Consider the following 17,503-nt stretch of genomic DNA (forward strand, 5'->3'; position numbering starts at 1 on the left):
TAAATGACCCTACGCGGCAAAAAAGTCACCGTCCACGACATGACCCTGCGGGATGGCATGCATCCGAAGCGTCACCTGATGACCCTCGACCAGATGATCAGCATCGCCACCGGCCTCGATGAAGCCGGCGTGCCGCTCATCGAAGTCACCCACGGCGATGGCCTTGGTGGTTCCTCGGTCAACTACGGCTTCCCGGCCCACACCGACGAGGAATACCTCGGCGCCGTCATCCCCCGGATGAAAAACGCTAAGGTCTCGGCCCTGCTGTTGCCCGGCATCGGCACGGTCGACCACCTCAAGATGGCCCGTGACCTTGGCGTCAACACCATCCGGGTTGCCACCCACTGCACCGAAGCCGACGTCTCGGAACAGCACATCACCATGGCCCGCAAACTGGAGATGGACACTGTCGGCTTCCTGATGATGGCCCACATGAACAGTGCCGAAGGCCTGGTCAAGCAAGCCAAGCTCATGGAAGGCTATGGCGCCAACTGCATCTACGTCACCGACTCGGCCGGTCATCTGCTGCCGGAAGGCGTCAAGGAACGCCTGTCGGCCGTGCGTGCTGCCCTGAAGCCAGAAACCGAACTCGGCTTCCACGGCCACCACAACCTGGCCATGGGTGTCGCCAACTCCATCGCCGCCATCGAAGTCGGGGCCAACCGCGTCGATGCGGCCGCTGCTGGTCTCGGCGCCGGGGCCGGCAACACGCCAATGGAAGTACTGATCGCCGTGTGCAGCCTGATGGGCATCGAGACCGGTGTCGATGTCGCGAAGATCACCGATGTCGCCGAAGACCTTGTTGTGCCGATGATGGACTTCCCGATCCGCATCGACCGCGATGCGCTGACCCTCGGTTATGCCGGTGTTTATGGCTCCTTCCTGCTCTTTGCCAAGCGTGCCTCCGTCAAATACGGCGTACCGGCCCGCGACATCCTGGTTGAGCTGGGCCGTCGCGGCATGGTTGGCGGGCAGGAAGACATGATTGAAGACACCGCCATGAGCATGGCGCGCGAACGAGGACTGATGGCATGAAACTGAACCAGCAAACGATCGGCCAACTGGCTGAACTGCTCGAAAACGCCGAACTGCAGGCGCACGACGTCGTCAAGATCACCGATGCCAATCCGGAAATGGATTGGGACGATGCCTACGCCATCCAGAACGAAATCCTGCGCCGCAAGCTGGCCCGGGGCAATCGTGTCGTCGGCCTCAAAGCCGGCCTGACCTCGCACGCCAAGATGAAGCAGATGGGTGTCGAAACGCCGTGTTTCGGCTTCCTCGTTGATTATTTCAGCGTGCCGGATGGCGGCGAAATCAAGATCGAACAATTGATCCACCCAAAGGTTGAGCCGGAAATCGTCTTTGTGCTGAAAAAGGCTCTGAAAGGCCCCGGCTGCCACATCGGCGCCGTGCTGGCGGCGACTGATTTCATCATGCCGGGCATCGAGATCATCGATTCGCGCTACCGCGATTTCAAGTTCGACCTGAAGAGCGTCATCGCCGACAACTGTTCTTCGTCGCGCTTTGTGCTCGGCGGTCAGATGACTCCGGTCGCCGGCCTTGATCTGCGCACACTGGGCGTCGTCATGGAGAAAAACGGTGAACCCGTCGCCATCGGCGCCGGTGCTGCCGTGCTTGGCCATCCGGCGGCGGCAATTGCCATGCTGGCCAACCATCTCGGGGCGCGTGGCGAGGAAATTCCGGCTGGCACGATGATCCTTTCCGGTGGCGTGACTGAGGCCGTTGCCGTCAAGGCTGGCGATCACGTCAATCTGCGTATCCAGTCACTGGGTGGCGTCAGCTGCCGTTTCGTTTAAGGAGACACCATGCCATTCGCGCAAATCTATTTGATCGAAGGACGAACCGAAGAGCAGAAGAGGGCGGTCATCGAAAAGGTCAGTGCTGCCCTGGTCGAAGCACTCGGTGCGCCGATCGAAAACGTCCGCGTCTGGATTCACGACGTGCCCAAGGCGCAATGGGGAATCGGCGGCAAGACCGCCAAAGATCTCGGGCGCTAATAACGGCTTCCTCGGTGCGGGAAGTTCCTTCCTGCACCGAGAAAATATCTCGAATTGAAGGTTTGCAGGCCCGTTTTTCAATGCGGAAATATTCATACCTTAACGGTATTTAACACCGTGTTAATTGGTATTGGACGGTATTGGTGAGGGCGATGCATAGTCTGAATGAGCCGAAGTTTTCATGGCTGTTTTAACGAAAAACGACTGAAAAAAGTGCCACCAAAAGGCACGGATAACTGGAGGAGTAGATGGGCTGGGTGAAGAAAATATCGTGGCTGCCATTTGGCACCACCATTGCCTGCGGAGTGCTTTCCGCTTGCTCGCAAGGCCCGGACATGTCCGGGATTGCAGCGGAGCGTGAGCGTTCGGTGCATCGCTATGACATCAGCCAGGCTATGGCCGCCAATGGCAAGGTCATCGTAGTCGGTACGCAAAGCGGCGTTGTGCTGACCTCAGAAGATCAAGGCAAGAGCTGGAAGCGGACGCCGCTCGGCGATACTTCCCTGGTCGACATGACCGTCTGCGGCGATCAGGGCTTCGTCGCCATCGATCATTACCACAAGGTGTGGTCGGCCGATGCCGAAGGCAAGAACTGGAAATCGCTTCCCCTCGAAATGCCGCGTACGCCATTGGCGGTGACCTGCGACAAGCAGGGCGGCTGGTGGGTCGTCGGTGTCAACTCGGTCATTGCCGGCAGCGCCGATCAGGGCAAAACCTGGAAAACCACCGATCTGGGCGAAGACACGCAGATCACGACCATTCAGTTCCTCGATGAAAAGAACGGTATCGCCCTCGGTGAGTTCGGCCTGACGGTGATGACCGACGATGGCGGCGCCACCTGGAAAAAAGGCCCGAAGATGCCGGGCGAGTTCTACGCCTACGCCGCCCTGTTTTCTTCTCGCAGCGAAGGTTGGGTCAGCGGTCTGGCCGGGCAGGTTCTGCACACCACCGACGGTGGCAAGTCCTGGGTCAAGCAGGCCAATACCACGCAGGCCACGCTCAATCGTCTGTTCATGCACGAAGGCCAGCCCTTCGGCGTCGGTGCCGGTGGCGTCATTGCTCGCCTCGAAGGCGATAGCTGGCGCGCTGTGCCGTATACCGATCCCGTGCCGGTCTTCCTGGGCGGTGGCGCTTCCCTGCCGGGCCAATCGGCCATCGTGATCGGCGGCCCCGGTGGGCTGCTCCGTGCTGTCAGCACGCACGCCAAACAATAAGCCAGGGAGACATCAACACCATGGTTGCAAAAGCCCGTCACGCCATTACTCACGCCCTGCACAAGGGCGAGGAATGGATTTTCCGCAATCCGAAGATCGTGCTGTCGCTGGTCCTGGCCGTCACCATCCTCTTTGGCATGGCGCTGCCCAGCCTGCGCGTCTTCACCGATTTCGCCGATCTGCTGCCGCAGAACCACAGCTACATCAAGGTTTACAACCGTCTGAAGGAGAACTTCGGCGGCGCCAACATGATCGTCATGTCGGTCGAAGTCGAGAAGGGCACCATCTTCAACGATGAAACCCTGAAACTGATTCATGAAGCGACTCAGGGTGTCGATAACCTGCCGAGCGTAAACCACAACCTCGTCAGCAGCCTGACGCACCGTACGGCACGCAAGGTCTTCCTCGATGACCAGGGCGGTTTCGCCTCCGAGTCCTACTACGATCCGCTCAAGCCAAAGCGCACGGTGGCCGAACTCGAACAGCTCAGAAACGACGTCATTGCCAACCCGACCATTTACGGCCTGCTTGTTTCGCCGGACATGAAGGCGGCGCTGATCAAGGCCCAGATGAACGAGGGCTCCATCGACTACCCGACCACTTTCGCCGCGCTGCAAAAGGTCCGTGAAACGCTGGCCAGGCCGGGGCATCAGATTTACGTCACGGGCAACCCGGTGCTGACCGGCTGGGTCTATACCTATCTCAACCAGATCGTCGAGATCATGATGTGGACGCTGCTCCTGCTGTCTGCGTTGCTGATTCTCTACTTCCGTCGGTTTTATGGCGTCGCGCTGCCGCTGCTTGGCATCGCCCTGTCGTCGATCTGGGGCCTTGGATTCATGGCCGCGATGGGCATCAACCTCGAGCCGCTGTCCCTGCCAATTCCCTTCCTGATTGCCGCCCGTGCCACCTCGCACGGCGTGCAACTGGTGGTGCGTTATTACGAGGAACTGGCCATTGTCCATGATGGCAAGAAGGCCGCTCGCAATGCGCTGGATGCCTTGTTCCGTCCCGGTTCGCTGGCCATTATCGTCGATGCGGTGGGTATTGCCGTGCTCATGCTCGGCGCTGCGCCGTTCAACTTCAAACTGGGTATGGCCGCCGGTTTCTGGGGCTTCTCGGTGATCTTTACGGTGCACTTCATGGTCCCGCTGGCCCTGACCATCCTGCCCGCCCCGAAGAACCACAAGAACGGTAACGAAGGCATCCGGGCCTTCCTCGGCAAGGCCATGGCGCTGACTGGCGGCACCGAAGGTGGTGCCCGCTCGATCCTGATCCTGACCCTGATCGGTGCCATCGGCGGCGCCTATTTCGTGAGCAAGGTCCAGCTCGGTGAGGCCGAGCCGGGTTCGCCGCTGCTCCACCTGAGCCATGACTACAACGTGTCGACCAAGGCGATCAATACGCGCTTCCCGGGTTCCGAGGAGTTGCACGTGGCGGCGCGGACCGACGAGAAGGGCGGCATCAAGCGCCCTGAAGTAATGGCAGCCATCGAGCGCTTCCAGGCTCATATGCTCTCCGATCCGACCCTGGGTGGGACCAAGGCCATGCCCGGCGTTCTTCGCGTGGTCAACAAGCTGACCCACAACGATGATCCGCGCTGGATGCAGTTGCCCGATACGGCCGGGGAGATCGGCGGCCTGATGTTCGCCTACATGGCCTCCAGCCCGATTCCTGGGGCCTTGAAGGAATTCGTCACCTCCGACGAAAACGAAGCCAACATGGTCTTCTACTACAAGGACCACCAGGCCGAAACGATCAACCGCATCGTCGCGCTGGCCGAAGAGGGCATCAAGAAGATCGAGGCCGAAGTTCCCGGCCTGCACATCGAACTGGGCGGCGGCATCATCGGCGTCACGGCAGCCGGCAATCAGGCGCTGCATACCGACCACATGATCATCATCCCGGCCGTCATGCTGCTCGCCTTCCTGATTGTGATGGTCTATTACAGCTCGCTGCACGCCGGCTGGCTGATGGTCCTGCCGATGCTGTTCTCGACCCTGATGACCTATGCCTACATGGGTGCGCTCAACATCGGGATCAGCGTCAATACGGTGCCGGTCATTGCCGTCGGCGTTGGTGTTGGTATCGACTACGCCGTCTATTTCATGGACCGCATCCGCGAAGAGTATGCCGTGCTGCGTGACATGAAAAAGGCCGTCATCACGGCTGTCGCCACCACTGGCTACGCCGTGAGCTTTACGGCCGTCACGCTGATCGCCGGGGTCGTCATGTGGATCTTCATGTCCGATCTGCGCTTCCAGTCCGATGCCGCGATCCTTCTTTCTTTCATGCTCATCGTCAACGCGATCGCCGCCGTACTGATCGTGCCGTCATGGTGCGTCGTCTTCAAACCCAAGTTTGTGACGGCAGTGCATTACGACGAAGACGGTGTCCTGGAAAACGATTAACAACACTCCGGAAGACCGGGGGAACAGCAACCTTTTCTTTCAACAAAACCATTGGGGGTTTGATCCATGGAGACAAAACTGAACACTGGAAGGTGCCTGACGCTCATCGCGGCAGCGCTCTCCGCCTCTTTCGCGACACAGGCTTGGGGCGACGACCTTCCGTCGATGGGCGAGGAGTCTTCGCCCTGGCAGGTCGATGTGACCTACGAGAACCATACGGCACATCGTGAGCACGCTGGCCTGGCCAAGTTCCGAAATACGATGCAACTTGAAGCAGACAAGAAATTCGGGAATGGCTGGGGCGTCCACAGCATCCTGCGCGGAAGCTGGGACGGCGTTTATCGCATGAACAGCAGCGAGTACGGCAAGGATGCGGGTGGCTCAATTACCTCGCAATCAACCGTCGGCGGGCAGCTTGTCACCGTTCCGTGGGGTTCCGTCGCCGGGCCTATCGTTGGTAACTACAACGGCCCTCCCGGGAATGCCTTCCTCGATGCATATACCAATAATCCCAATGAGGGATTGCGTACGCTTGGCGATCGCTGGCATGGTATTGATGGCGGGGTTGGCATGGCTGTGCCGGTTCGTCCCTGTGACGTGGACAGTCGCGGTTGCCGCGACTTTGGCGGTTATGGCGACAAGACGCTATCGGAACTGGAAGCGCCGGAATTCAACGATCGACTGGATTTTATTCGCGAGTTGTATGTCAAGAAGACCTTCAGTCTCGGCGACGGCAAGGACTTGTTCCTGAAGCTGGGCAAGCAGCAGGTCGTCTGGGGACGTACCGACCTGTTCCGCGTGCTTGATGTGATCAACCCGGTCGATTACTCGCGCAACAATATCTACGACGAACTGTCCGACATTCGCATCCCGATGTGGATTGCCCAGGCGGAATACCGCATGGGGGCCAGCGACTCGATGCAGGACCGTAACTTCCAGCTTGTGTGGAATTTCGATCAGTTTCGCGCCAACAATCTGGGCCAGTGCGGCACGCCGAACGTGATTCTCGATGCTGGTTGTTTCTTCCGTGGCATGGCCAATCTGTGGGATAACGGCGGAACGGTCGCTAATTTTGCCAACGTTGCGCCAGCGACATACTTGGCTACCAACTTCGGTCCGCATCAGATTGGTATCCGGAATGTCTATTTGCCGGACTGGTCTTTGTCCAACACACAACTCGGCGCGAAATTTGAAGGCGTAACGGCTGGGGGACTTTCCTTCTCGCTGAATGCACTGACTTATCGTTCACAATTGCCGTCGCTGCATTCGATCAACGGCAATGGAACGATCAATCCCTTTACCGGAACCAACGGCAATTTGAATCCGGCGATTCCAGTGAAGAGCCTGATTGCGTTTGACATGCACTTCCCGCGCGTCAACCTGATCGGCGGCTCGATGGACTTCCAGCTTCCGGCAGCGGGTGCGGCAGTTCGTGTCGAGGGTGCGTTTACGAACGGCGAGGAATTCGCCAATACGTCACGTTCTGAACTGTTCTCGAAGAACGATGTGTTCCGCGCCGTGATCGGTATTGACCGTCCAACCTTCATTCCTTTCATCAGTGAAACCTCTGCCACCCTGATTTCCGGGCAGTTGTTCTACCAGCACATCTTCAACCACGAGTACCACCAGGCTGCTCTTGGCCCGGTCGGTATGCCTGACTGGGAAGACAACTTCATCGGCACCTTGCTGATCAAGGGTTTCCTGCGCAACGGGACGCTGAGCCCGCAGATCATTTTTGCGCATGATTTCCAGGCTCAGGCGACAGCCATGGCTCCGCAGGTCGAATGGAACGTCACCAACGACCTGAAGGTCACCTTGGGTGCCAACTACAAGCTGGCCGAAGGGCGTTCACGCTGGAATTTTGACGACTGCCGCTCCTGCAATCCTTATCCGCCCTTTACCGGCGCTGAAGCGAATGTCGGCATTTCTTCCGGCCTCGGTGGCATGGAACCTCTCGGCCGCTTCCGCGCCGGCCCGATTGGTGCCGCGTTCAAGGAAAACGACATTTTCGTTCGTGTTAACTACAAGTTCTAACTTAAACCCGGAGACATCCACATGAAAAAAACCATGATTTCCCTGCTGCCCCTGGTGGCGGCAGGACTGGTCGGTTCGGCGTTCGCTGCGACGGAAGCCGATGTCGAAAACACCTTCAATCCTTACAAGGCAGGCATGCCCAGCGCGCCGGGCGTGACGCCCGGTACGGTGATCACCAAGGCCAATGCAGACCAGTTCAAGGATGTCCTGTCGGTTGGTCTGTACAAGCTGCTCAAGGATGGCGCTTTCGAAATGAAGGTTGGTGCTACGACCCAGTTCATGATCAACAGCGGCTACATCAATGCGACCAAGGCCAATCTGAACAAGACCAAGCTGGGTGCCAAGCCGGGCGACAACCTGACCGGTTACGTGGCTGGCCGTCCGTTCCCGGAAGAGCCGGATGCCAAGGATCCGCGTGCCGGCGAAAAGCTGGCCTGGAACTACAAGTACGGCGTGAACTGGGGTGACGGTGCGGTCATTTCCCCGTTCTACTGGCGCTATCGCAACATGACCAACGGGCAGATCGAGAAGACCATCAAGTATGACTTCCACTTCCTCAACTTCATGCACCGCACCAACAATGCGCCGATTCCGGAAATCACGCCGAATCCGTCCGGGATTTACCGCGCCATTTACGTCAAGGCCAACGAGCCGCAGGATCTGAAAAACACCCAGTTGCTGATCCAGCGTTTCGAGGACGACAGCAAGCTGGACGATGCCTACCTGTATCTGGGCTTCCAGCGTCGCGTGCGTCGTCTGGCCCAGGGGCAGGTGACTGACTCCTTCCTTGGTTCCGACCTGATGATCGAAGACTTCGAAGGGTACAACGGCCGCGTCTCCGACATGAAGTGGACCTACAAGGGCACCAAGAACATGCTGCTGCCGATGTGGAACCACAACGAACTCAAGCTTTCCGACGAGTTCAAGGAAGCCGATGGCTACAAGTTCGTGAATTATGCCGGGCAGGGTGGCTGCTTCCCGGACGGCACCTGGCAGTTGCGCAAGGTCTATGTGCTCGAAGCGGCGCCGGTCAATCCGAATCACCCGATCAGCAAGCGGACTTTCTACATGGATGCCCAGTTGCAGAACGTGAACGGCGCCATCGACATTTATGACCGCAAGGGCGAACTGTGGAAGGCCTTCAGCGTCGGCAAGTCGCATCCGGATCATCACCTGCCGGTCAACAAGGGTTCCGGTATCGGTATCGATGACGGCGTGATCATGGTCGACGTCCAGGCCAAGCATTGCACGACCGCCCAGTTCAAGGGCCAGGTTGATCCGAAGAAGGCGCCTCCGGGCCTCTTCCAGGTTCAGAACCTGCGCGGCGGGGATTAACCACGCCTTAGGTATTTCACTGTCTCTGCGGGCGAGGGTTTCTGTTTGGAAACCCCTTTCTCCCTCATTCGGGGGGCCTTTGGCCCCCCTTTTTTTGATTTGGTGTTCTGTGATGAAGATACGTGTCATTCCCGGTGATGGAGTCGGGGTCGAAATTGGCTGTGAATGGGCCGTCGCGTCATTGAGGCTTTGTCTGCCTGTTTGCCGCCATGAGTGAGATGTTGTCTGAAGGTGGCTTGGAGCAACTGGCTGTGCGTGACCCGGCTGGCTTCGTCCATGAGCGTCGTCGTTTGCTGAGCGATTTCATGCGGAGCACTAATGGCTCAATGGAATTGCTGGCTGATATGCAGCGGACGATAGATCAGACGATTGCGTTGAGCGGTGCGCCAATGCATACGCTCGATCGTCTTGCTGGTTTGATTGAAGAGCGATTACAGCTTATTGCCAGGCTGAGCAGGGAATTGGCTGCAGAAATAAATAATCAAGAAAAAAAAGAGTAGGCAACAACTACTGCTGTTCGTTGAACCGCTCGTAACGCAGTTTAAGGAGACACAAATAATGAGATCGTTTATGCGCAGCATGACGAATCGGGTACGCATATCCCATCGACTGATTTACATCACTTTCATGTCCATTGCCCTCTATGTCGTTGCCGCAGGAATTGGCTGGTGGGGACTGGATGCAGCAAGTAAATCCCTGAAGTCGGTCTACGAAGACCGGGCAATTCCGATGCAGGTATTGTCGACCATTGATGCCGATATTCGCGAGGATGCGCTGAAGCTGCTGTTCGCTTTTGAAGGTGCTCCGGGCCGGCCGGCATCCGGCTTGATGGATGAGACCGCGGGCTCATTGACCAAAGCGGTGCGAGCCAATGTGCAGAATTTTGAAGCACTGTGGAAGCGTTACGAAGAGACCAGGCATACCGAAGAAGAAAACGTGCTGGCCGCGGCGTTTAGCGAAAAACACAAGGCCTGGATGGACAAGATATTACGTACCGTCAATGAAATCGATGACCGCAAACTCAATGATGCCGGGGTACTCGGTGAATTCCTTTATGCGGTCAAGGAGGAGCGGCAGGCAGCACTGGAAGCCTTGCGCGAATTGATCGCTTATCAGGCCAGAGTGGCAAAGGAGGAGTACGAGGTCGCGGAATCGCGATATCGCCTGAGTCAGACCTTGCTCCTGGCTTTTCTCGTGCTTGGGGCGGTGTTTGTCGGAGGGCCGGCGATTCTGACCATTCGCTATATCAGCAACAGTCTGAAGGAGGCGGGTAAAACCGCATCGGCGATTGCTGGTGGCGACCTGACCGGCGAGATTTCAATTTCCCGGAATGACGAAATTGGTGAGCTGTCTGACAAGCTCTCCGTCATGCGCAGCAATCTGCTCGAGTTGATTGCCGCCATTCGCCAGAATGCCGATGGCCTGAATCAGAACGCCCGTAATCTGTCTCTGGCCGCTGAGCGCAGTGCGCTGACGGTAGAAACGCAAAGTAGTGCCGCTTCCGCAATGTCGTCATCGATTGTCGACTTGTCCCGTTCCATGGAATGTATTGGTGTCAATGCAAGGGAGGCGCATCAGATCAGCGAAATGTCGAGCGAGCATGCCGATAAGGGAGGGCAGATCATTCAGCGGACGGCCAGCGAGATGCAGGGAATCGCCGAAGCAGTCAATGTGGTGGCCGGAACGATTCGGGATCTGGAAGGATTGTCGCGACATATTTCCAGCATCGTCCAGGTGATCAAGGAGATTGCCGATCAGACCAATCTGCTGGCGCTGAATGCAGCGATCGAAGCGGCCCGGGCCGGTGAGCAAGGGCGAGGCTTTGCTGTTGTGGCCGATGAAGTACGTAAATTGGCCGAGCGGACTACGGCATCGACGCATCAAATCGGTGAAATGATTATTCGTACCCAGCAAGGAACGGAAGGTGCCGTTCGGGAAATGGACAACGGGGTGGTTCGGGTAGGCAATGGGGTGCTGCTGGCAAACAGCGCAGGAAACTCCATCATTGAAATTCGCGATTCGGCCCAACGGGCAGCCAGTGTCGTGGCGGAGATTACCCAGGTGATCATTGCTCAAAACGAGTCTTCGCGGGATGCCGCGCAGAAGGTCGAGATGATTGCCCGAGGTATCGAGGAAAACTCCCGTTCGATTACCCAGACCGCCGATGCGGCCAGGCAACTGGCCGTGTTGTCCGAAGAAATGGCCGGTTTGGCCGGGCGTTTCAAGGTTGCCTGAGCTGCTTTTTCCAGGATTTCAATTTTGAGCCTTTTCCCCGGTTGACCGTGGGATTCCGAAATCCGGAGGCGTGCTGCCCGCTAGTCGCTGGGGGCTTCCCGGAATTTCTGCACGCTGGCCAGGAAAGCCTGCAGGATGGGCGAATGATCGTCGGTCCGGTAGATGCAGCTGAGGTCCACCGTGGCCGAAATCGCATCGCGGAACGGCCGGCAAACGACGCCGGGCAGGCTGATGGTGGTGGCCGACTTGGGCACGATGGTGATGCCAAAGCCGCCGGCGACCAGTGCCATGCCGGTCACGGCGTCACCAACGACCTGGGATATCTGCGGCGTGACGCCCATGTTTCCGCACAGCTGGACGATGCGGTCGACGAAGTTGGGCCGGGCGCCTGATGGAAAGAGGACAAGCGGGTATTTGGCCACTTCCATGAAAGGCACCGACTCGTGCCGGGCCAGCGGGTGGTCTTCATTGATGACCAGATAAAGCGGCTCGCGCATGATCAGTTCGGTCGTGATGTCGGGCAGCGGCGCCAGCATGCGGTTGAAGCCGATGGTGATGCGGCGTTGGCGCAGCGCTTCGATCTGCTCCGACTTGGACATGGTGTGCAGCGAGACGACGACATCCGGGTTCGTGTCGCGAAACAACTGCAGCAGTCTCGGGATGGTGCCCAGGATGCCGGTACCGAAAATGCCGATATCGAGCCGCCCGAGCTTGCCCTGGCCGGCCCGCTTGGTGCGCTCGATCGCCTGTTCGACCAGGGCGCGGATGTTGGTTGCCTCCTCACGGAACATCTCGCCGGCCTGCGTCAGTTCGACGCCGCGCGGCGTGCGGATGAACAGCTGTACGCCGAGCTCTTCTTCCAGTTGCTGAATCTGCCGGGTCAGTGGTGGCTGCGAGATGCACAGCCGTAGCGCGGCACGGCCGATGTTCAGCTCTTCGGCAACGGCAATGAAATATTTGAGATGGCGAAGGTCCATTTTTGCTCCAAAAACGGCGTTGACCGTAGCAATGTGCGGGTTGGCATTGTCAAAAAAGGTATGGCTATGTGCCAAAACCGGTATTGGACAGTATAGCTCAGGCTTCCTAATCTGCTCTCAGCGACGAGGCAATCGTTTGCATGGCGGATTTACAAATTTATTCATTTCATGAAATCAGATTTATCAGAAATCTTCAGCGAAGTTTATTTTTGATGAATCAGTTTCGTATTGGTGAATATAAACAAGGCTTTGCCAATTTGGCATGCATCCTGCGATTAGCTTCTCGACGAAAGACATTCGCCAAAAAATGAATGTCGTTGAAAGCAGTTTTTCAAGTCATTAACGAGAAAGAGGAGACAAGACTATGGCAATGACAGGTGTTTTGCGTCCGGGTCATGCGCAGATTCGCGTACTGGATCTTGAGGAAGGTGTCCGTCACTACCGTGACGTGTTGGGGCTGGTTGAAACCGGCCGCGATGCGCAGGGGCGGGTCTATCTGAAGTGCTGGGACGAGCGTGATCACAGCAGCGTCATCCTGCGCGAAGCCGATCGCGCGGGTATCGATTTCTTCGCCTTCAAGGTGCTCGACAAGGCGACGCTGAACAAGCTCGAGGCCGATCTGCAGGCTTACGGCGTGAGTACCGAACGCATTCCGGCCGGTGAGTTACTGGAAACCGGCGAACGGGTCCGCTTCGAGATTCCGTCCGGCCACAAGATTGAACTGTATGCCGAGAAAAAGGCGGTGGGTAACGGGTTGCAGGTACTGAATCCGGCGCCGTGGACCAAGGCTTCCGAAAACGGCATCGCGCCGGTTCGTCTCGATCACTGCCTGCTCTACGGTCCGAATATCGCGGCCGTCCAAAAGCTGTTTACTGAAGTGCTCGGCTTCTATCTGGTTGAGCGCGTGCTGACGCCAGATGGTGCCGGCAATGGCGCCATCTGGTTGTCTTGCTCGCACAAGGTGCACGACATCGCTTTCGTCGAGCATGCCGAGCCGGGCAAACTGCATCACCTCTCCTTCCTGCTGGAAAGCTGGGATGAAGTGCTGCGCGCCGCCGACATCATGTCCATGAACAATGTGCCGATCGATATTGGGCCGACCCGCCATGGCATCACCCGCGGCTGCACCATTTACGCCTGGGATCCGTCCGGCAATCGCTTTGAAACCTTCATGGGTGGCTATCAGCCGTATCCGGATTACGAAATGACCACTTGGACCTTTGATGGGCTGGGTAGCGGCGGTGGGCTGGATTATCCGCAGCGCAAGCTGCACGAAACTTTCCTGAGCGTCGTGACCTGAGGCCAGTTCGCTTCACCATCCCCGCCTTGCGGGGATGGTGAAGACCGTGAATCGTTTCGAAAATACGGGAAGGAAAAACATATGCAAATCGATCTTCGCACTGTCAGCATCAAGCAGCAGCGCAATACCTTTGACCACCTGGCGCGCCGCTTCGGCGACAAGCCGGCCTCGCGCTACCAGGAAGGCAGCTACGACATCCAGGCCACCGAAAACCTGCACTACCGGCCGACCTGGGACCCCGATCAGCTAATCTACGATGCCTCGATCACGCGCATCGTGATGGCCGACTGGTATGCGCTGAAGGATCCTCGCCAGTACTTTTACAACAACTACACGCTGGCCCGGGCTCGCCAGCAGGAAACGGCGGAAGCGAATTTCAGCTTCGTCGAAAGCCGCGGTCTGGCCGACATGTTGCCGGAAGACCTCAAGCGCATTGCCCTCGAAACGCTGGTCCCCCTGCGCCATGCCGCCTGGGGTGCCAACATGAACAATTCCTTCATCTCGGGCTATGGCTACGCCGCCATCTTTACCCAGGCGTGCATGTTCCACGCCATGGACAACCTCGGCATCGCCCAGTACCTGTCGCGCCTCGGCTTGCTGCTCGGCGATCAGGAGGCTCTGGACGCCGGCAAGACAGCGTGGATGGACGATGAAGCCTGGCAGCCGCTGCGCCGCTATATCGAGGATTGCCTGGTCGTGCGCGATCCGTTCGAGTTGTTCGTCGCCCAGAACGTGGCGCTCGACGGCCTGCTCTATCCGCTGGTCTATGAGCGCATCGTCGACGGTTACCTGTCGGCCAAGGGCGCGTCGGCCGTGGCCATGCTCTGCCAGTTCATGAACGACTGGTTCGATGAAACCCGCAAGTGGGTCGATGCCGTCATGAAAGTGGCCGCCGCCGAGTCGGAGCACAACCGCGCCATCCTGCAGGAGTGGACGGAAAAGTGGAGCACCCGGGCCGCTGCCGCCATGCTGCCGGTTGTCCGCAAAGCGCTGGGGGCGGACGCCGAGGAGGTCGTCGGCGAAGAGGTGGACGCCTTCAAGGCGCGCCTGAAAAAAGTTGGCGTGGACATCTGAGGAGCAGCCATGTCGACCGTATTCATTGCCCTGCAAGCCAACGAAGACACGCGTCCGATCATCGACGCCATCGTCCAAGACAACCCGTCAGCCATCGTCGATCGCCAACCGGCCATGGTCAAGATCGACGTTCCCGGTTCCATGACCATCCGTCGCGAAACCATCGAGGAACACATCGGCCGCGCCTACGACCTGCAGGAACTGCAGATCAACCTGATCACCCTCTCCGGCAATGTCGATGAGGACGAAGACAGCTTCACCCTGCGCTGGAATGCCTGAGAGTAGAAGGAGATAAAAATGGACATGCAAGTTGCCAAGAAGAAACTCAGCCTGAAGGAAAAATACAAGCTGATGACCCGTGACCTCGGCTGGGACACGACATATCACACCAAGGATGAAGTCTTTCCCTACGTCCAGTACGAAGGCATCAAGATTCACGACTGGGACAAGTGGGAAGACCCCTTCCGCCTGACCATGGATTCGTACTGGAAATACCAGGCCGAGAAGGAGCGCAAGTTCTACGCGATCATCGACGCCCACGCCCAGAACAACGGTCACCTGAACATCACCGACGCCCGCTACCTGAGCGCCCTGAAGATTTTCCTGCAGGCCATCAGCCCGGGCGAATACGCCGCCGGCAAGGGCTTCGCCCGCATGGGCCGGGAATTCCCCGGCGTCGGCACGCAGGTCGCCTGCCAGATGCAGTCGATCGACGAGATTCGCCACGCCCAGACGCAGATTCACGCCCTGTCGAACTACAACAAGTTCTACAACGGCTTCCACGCCTTCGCCGATGCCCGCGACCGCATGTGGTACTGCACGCTGCCGCGCTCCTTCTTCGACGACGCGCTGTCGTCCGGTCCTTTCGAGTTCATGATCGCCATCGGTTTCAGCTTCGAATACGTGCTGACCAATCTGCTGTTCGTGCCCTTCATGTCGGGTGCTGCCTACAACGGCGACATGGCGACGGTGACCTTCGGTTTCTCGGCGCAGTCCGACGAAGCGCGTCACATGACGCTCGGCCTCGAGTGCATCAAGTTCATGCTCGAGCAGGACCCGGCCAATCTGCCGATTGTCCAGGGCTGGATCGACAAGTGGTTCTGGCGCGGCTTCCGTCTGCTCGGCGTGGTTGGCACGATGATGGACTACATGCTGCCGAAGCGCGTCATGTCCTGGCGCGAGGCGTGGAACATCTATGGCGTCGAGAACGGCGGCGCCCTGTTCCGCGATCTGGCGCGCTACGGCATTCGTCCGCCCAAGGGCTGGGACGACGCCGAAAAAGGCATCGACCACATGTCGCACCAGTTCATGCTGGCGCTCTATCAATACAACTTCGGTACGGCCTTCCATAGCTGGATTCCGTCCGAGGACGAAATGGAATGGCTGTCGAAGAAGTACCCGGACACCTTCGACAAGTACTACCGCCCGCGCTGGGCTCACCTGAGCAAGCTCAAGGCCGCCGGCACGCCGTTCGCCAACATGGGCCTGGCCAAGCTCTGCCAGACCTGCCAGATCCCGACCGTGTTCACCGAACCAGACGATCCGACCTCGCTGTGCCAGCGCGAAACCGAATACAAGGGCGAGAAATACCACTTCTGTTCGGATGGCTGCCAGCACATCTTCGAGAACGAGCCGGAAAAATACATCCAGGCCTGGCTGCCGATGCAGCAGCTTTTCCAGGCGCCAATCAACGGCGATCTGGGGGCGTGGATGAACTGGGTCAGCCTGATTCCCGGCAAGGACAACGGCGACTTCGACGGCTCGGAAGACGAACGCAACTTCGCAGCCTGGCGCCAGCAGGCGACCAGCAATCAGTGAATATCGGGAGAGATAAATGGCATTGACCTCAACCAAGCCCTACGTCGCCGTACCGCGCGACCTGGTGGAAAACTTCAATGGCAAGCAGATTGTTTATGTTTGCTGGGATCACCACATGTTGTTCGCTACGCCGCTGATGCTTGTCGTCGAGCCGGGGATGAGCTTTGGCGATCTGCTGGAGAATGTCGTCAAGCCCCTCATCGGGCCTGATCCGGATGCGGCGGCGGTCGACCTGAGCACGGTCGAGTGGCTGAAGTCGGGGCGGGCTTGGGGGCCTGATCTTGCCGGCAGCTTGGCTGAAAATGGGATTGTTCATAAGGAGCAATTACGGTTTCGGACACCGGGGGTGAATTCGCTGCTGGCGGCGGCTTAATAGGCTTGGGGTTCCGCCTTGTTGGCGGGCGTACTTTCTTTTGCTTCGCCAAAAGAAAGTAGCCAAAGAAAAGGCGACCCCGGGGGCGGCGCCGGCTACGCCGGTCCCTTGCGCTACTCGGAAGGCCGGGCGGCTGCGGAACTCGGGCTTCGCCCTCAGACAGTCCTCGCCGACTGCCCCCGGCCTTCCTGCGTTGCTCAGCGCCTTCCACGGGGGCCCCAAAGGCGTCCATGCTCGACCGATGTAGCCCCAAAAGCCGGTTTCCACGGTCAACCGGAAAAAAAGGTCAAAAATGAAATCCGCCATTCAGGCACCCAAGCCCAAGCACGGATTGTTTCACCGGGCCCCTTGAGAGGTGCCGAGCAACGCAGGGGCTGGCGGATAAAGGGCGAGGACTGTCTGAGGGCGAAGCCCGAGTTCCGCAGCCCCCGCCAGCACCGAGTAGCGCAGGGAACCGGCAACGCCGGCACCGACCCAGGGTCGCCTTCTTTTTGCTTACTTTTTCTTGGCGAAGCAAGAAAAAGTGAGACGCCCCGCAAGGGCGGAACCCCAAGCCAATTCCGAAGCCCTCACCGATAAAACCAACCCCGATCCCACGGTCAACCGGAAATTTTGCCAAAATTTAAACGATACCTAGCCGGTATCAATCAACCAGAAACAAGGTATTGGACGGTATCAGTTACCCACCCCTAGACTGATTTCCATTCGGCC

15 protein-coding genes are annotated in these 17,503 nt (G+C 58.3%); 14 read left to right on the plus strand and 1 reads right to left on the minus strand.

Going from position 1 to position 17,503, the window contains the following annotated elements; all coding sequences use genetic code 11:
- Positions 1-3 precede the first annotated feature (3 nt).
- From dmpG to KI613_RS07325, 9 genes are all read left to right on the plus strand, one after another.
- The gene (gene dmpG, locus KI613_RS07285; RefSeq protein ID WP_226404596.1) at positions 4-1,035 is read left to right on the plus strand and encodes a 4-hydroxy-2-oxovalerate aldolase; all 1,032 of its coding nucleotides are present in this window, start codon (positions 4-6) and stop codon (positions 1,033-1,035) included.
- A complete protein-coding gene (dmpH, locus tag KI613_RS07290; RefSeq protein WP_226404597.1) occupies positions 1,032-1,820 on the plus strand; it encodes a 2-oxo-3-hexenedioate decarboxylase in 789 nt (262 codons plus the stop codon). Before dmpG ends, dmpH begins: the two co-directional genes overlap by 4 nt.
- A gap of 9 nt (positions 1,821-1,829) precedes the next feature.
- Entirely contained in the window at positions 1,830-2,021 is a 192-nt protein-coding gene (locus tag KI613_RS07295) for a 2-hydroxymuconate tautomerase (protein ID WP_226404599.1), read from the plus strand.
- A gap of 335 nt (positions 2,022-2,356) precedes the next feature.
- Positions 2,357-3,235, plus strand: coding sequence for a WD40/YVTN/BNR-like repeat-containing protein (locus KI613_RS07300; RefSeq protein WP_226404601.1), 879 nt, complete (start codon positions 2,357-2,359; stop codon positions 3,233-3,235).
- A gap of 20 nt (positions 3,236-3,255) precedes the next feature.
- Positions 3,256-5,646 carry an efflux RND transporter permease subunit gene (locus tag KI613_RS07305; RefSeq protein ID WP_226404602.1) on the plus strand — a complete coding sequence of 797 codons (2,391 nt, stop codon included), beginning with the start codon at positions 3,256-3,258 and terminating at the stop codon, positions 5,644-5,646.
- A gap of 66 nt (positions 5,647-5,712) precedes the next feature.
- Positions 5,713-7,680, plus strand: a complete 1,968-nt coding sequence (locus tag KI613_RS07310; protein ID WP_226404604.1) for a DUF1302 family protein — start codon at positions 5,713-5,715, stop codon at positions 7,678-7,680.
- 21 nt (positions 7,681-7,701) lie between these two features.
- The gene (locus KI613_RS07315) at positions 7,702-9,015 is read left to right on the plus strand and encodes a DUF1329 domain-containing protein (protein ID WP_226404606.1); all 1,314 of its coding nucleotides are present in this window, start codon (positions 7,702-7,704) and stop codon (positions 9,013-9,015) included.
- 209 nt (positions 9,016-9,224) lie between these two features.
- Entirely contained in the window at positions 9,225-9,515 is a 291-nt protein-coding gene (locus KI613_RS07320; RefSeq protein WP_226404608.1) for a DUF3135 domain-containing protein, read from the plus strand.
- Between the two features lie 70 nt (positions 9,516-9,585).
- Positions 9,586-11,250, plus strand: coding sequence for a methyl-accepting chemotaxis protein (locus tag KI613_RS07325; protein WP_226404609.1), 1,665 nt, complete (start codon positions 9,586-9,588; stop codon positions 11,248-11,250).
- Between the two features lie 80 nt (positions 11,251-11,330).
- Here the strand turns inward: KI613_RS07325 and KI613_RS07330 are convergent, their stop codons facing one another.
- Positions 11,331-12,227 (minus strand): LysR substrate-binding domain-containing protein, encoded by an 897-nt coding sequence (locus tag KI613_RS07330; protein ID WP_226404611.1) that lies wholly within the window; start codon positions 12,225-12,227, stop codon positions 11,331-11,333.
- A gap of 364 nt (positions 12,228-12,591) precedes the next feature.
- Between KI613_RS07330 and KI613_RS07335 the strand changes: the two genes are divergently transcribed.
- From KI613_RS07335 to KI613_RS07355, 5 genes are all read left to right on the plus strand, one after another.
- A complete protein-coding gene (locus tag KI613_RS07335; RefSeq protein ID WP_226404613.1) occupies positions 12,592-13,527 on the plus strand; it encodes a catechol 2,3-dioxygenase in 936 nt (311 codons plus the stop codon).
- A gap of 81 nt (positions 13,528-13,608) precedes the next feature.
- A complete protein-coding gene (locus tag KI613_RS07340; protein WP_226404614.1) occupies positions 13,609-14,601 on the plus strand; it encodes an aromatic/alkene monooxygenase hydroxylase subunit beta in 993 nt (330 codons plus the stop codon).
- A 9-nt stretch (positions 14,602-14,610) separates the two neighbouring features.
- Positions 14,611-14,880, plus strand: coding sequence for an MmoB/DmpM family protein (locus KI613_RS07345; protein WP_226404616.1), 270 nt, complete (start codon positions 14,611-14,613; stop codon positions 14,878-14,880).
- An 18-nt stretch (positions 14,881-14,898) separates the two neighbouring features.
- On the plus strand, positions 14,899-16,419 hold the full coding sequence (locus KI613_RS07350; RefSeq protein ID WP_226404618.1) for an aromatic/alkene/methane monooxygenase hydroxylase/oxygenase subunit alpha: 1,521 nt from the start codon (positions 14,899-14,901) through the stop codon (positions 16,417-16,419).
- 16 nt (positions 16,420-16,435) lie between these two features.
- Positions 16,436-16,792, plus strand: a complete 357-nt coding sequence (locus KI613_RS07355) for a phenol hydroxylase subunit P4 (protein ID WP_226404620.1) — start codon at positions 16,436-16,438, stop codon at positions 16,790-16,792.
- The last annotated feature ends 711 nt before the right edge of the window (positions 16,793-17,503 follow it).

This window comes from Ferribacterium limneticum, assembly GCF_020510585.1.
Taxonomy (GTDB): Bacteria; Pseudomonadota; Gammaproteobacteria; order Burkholderiales; family Rhodocyclaceae; genus Azonexus.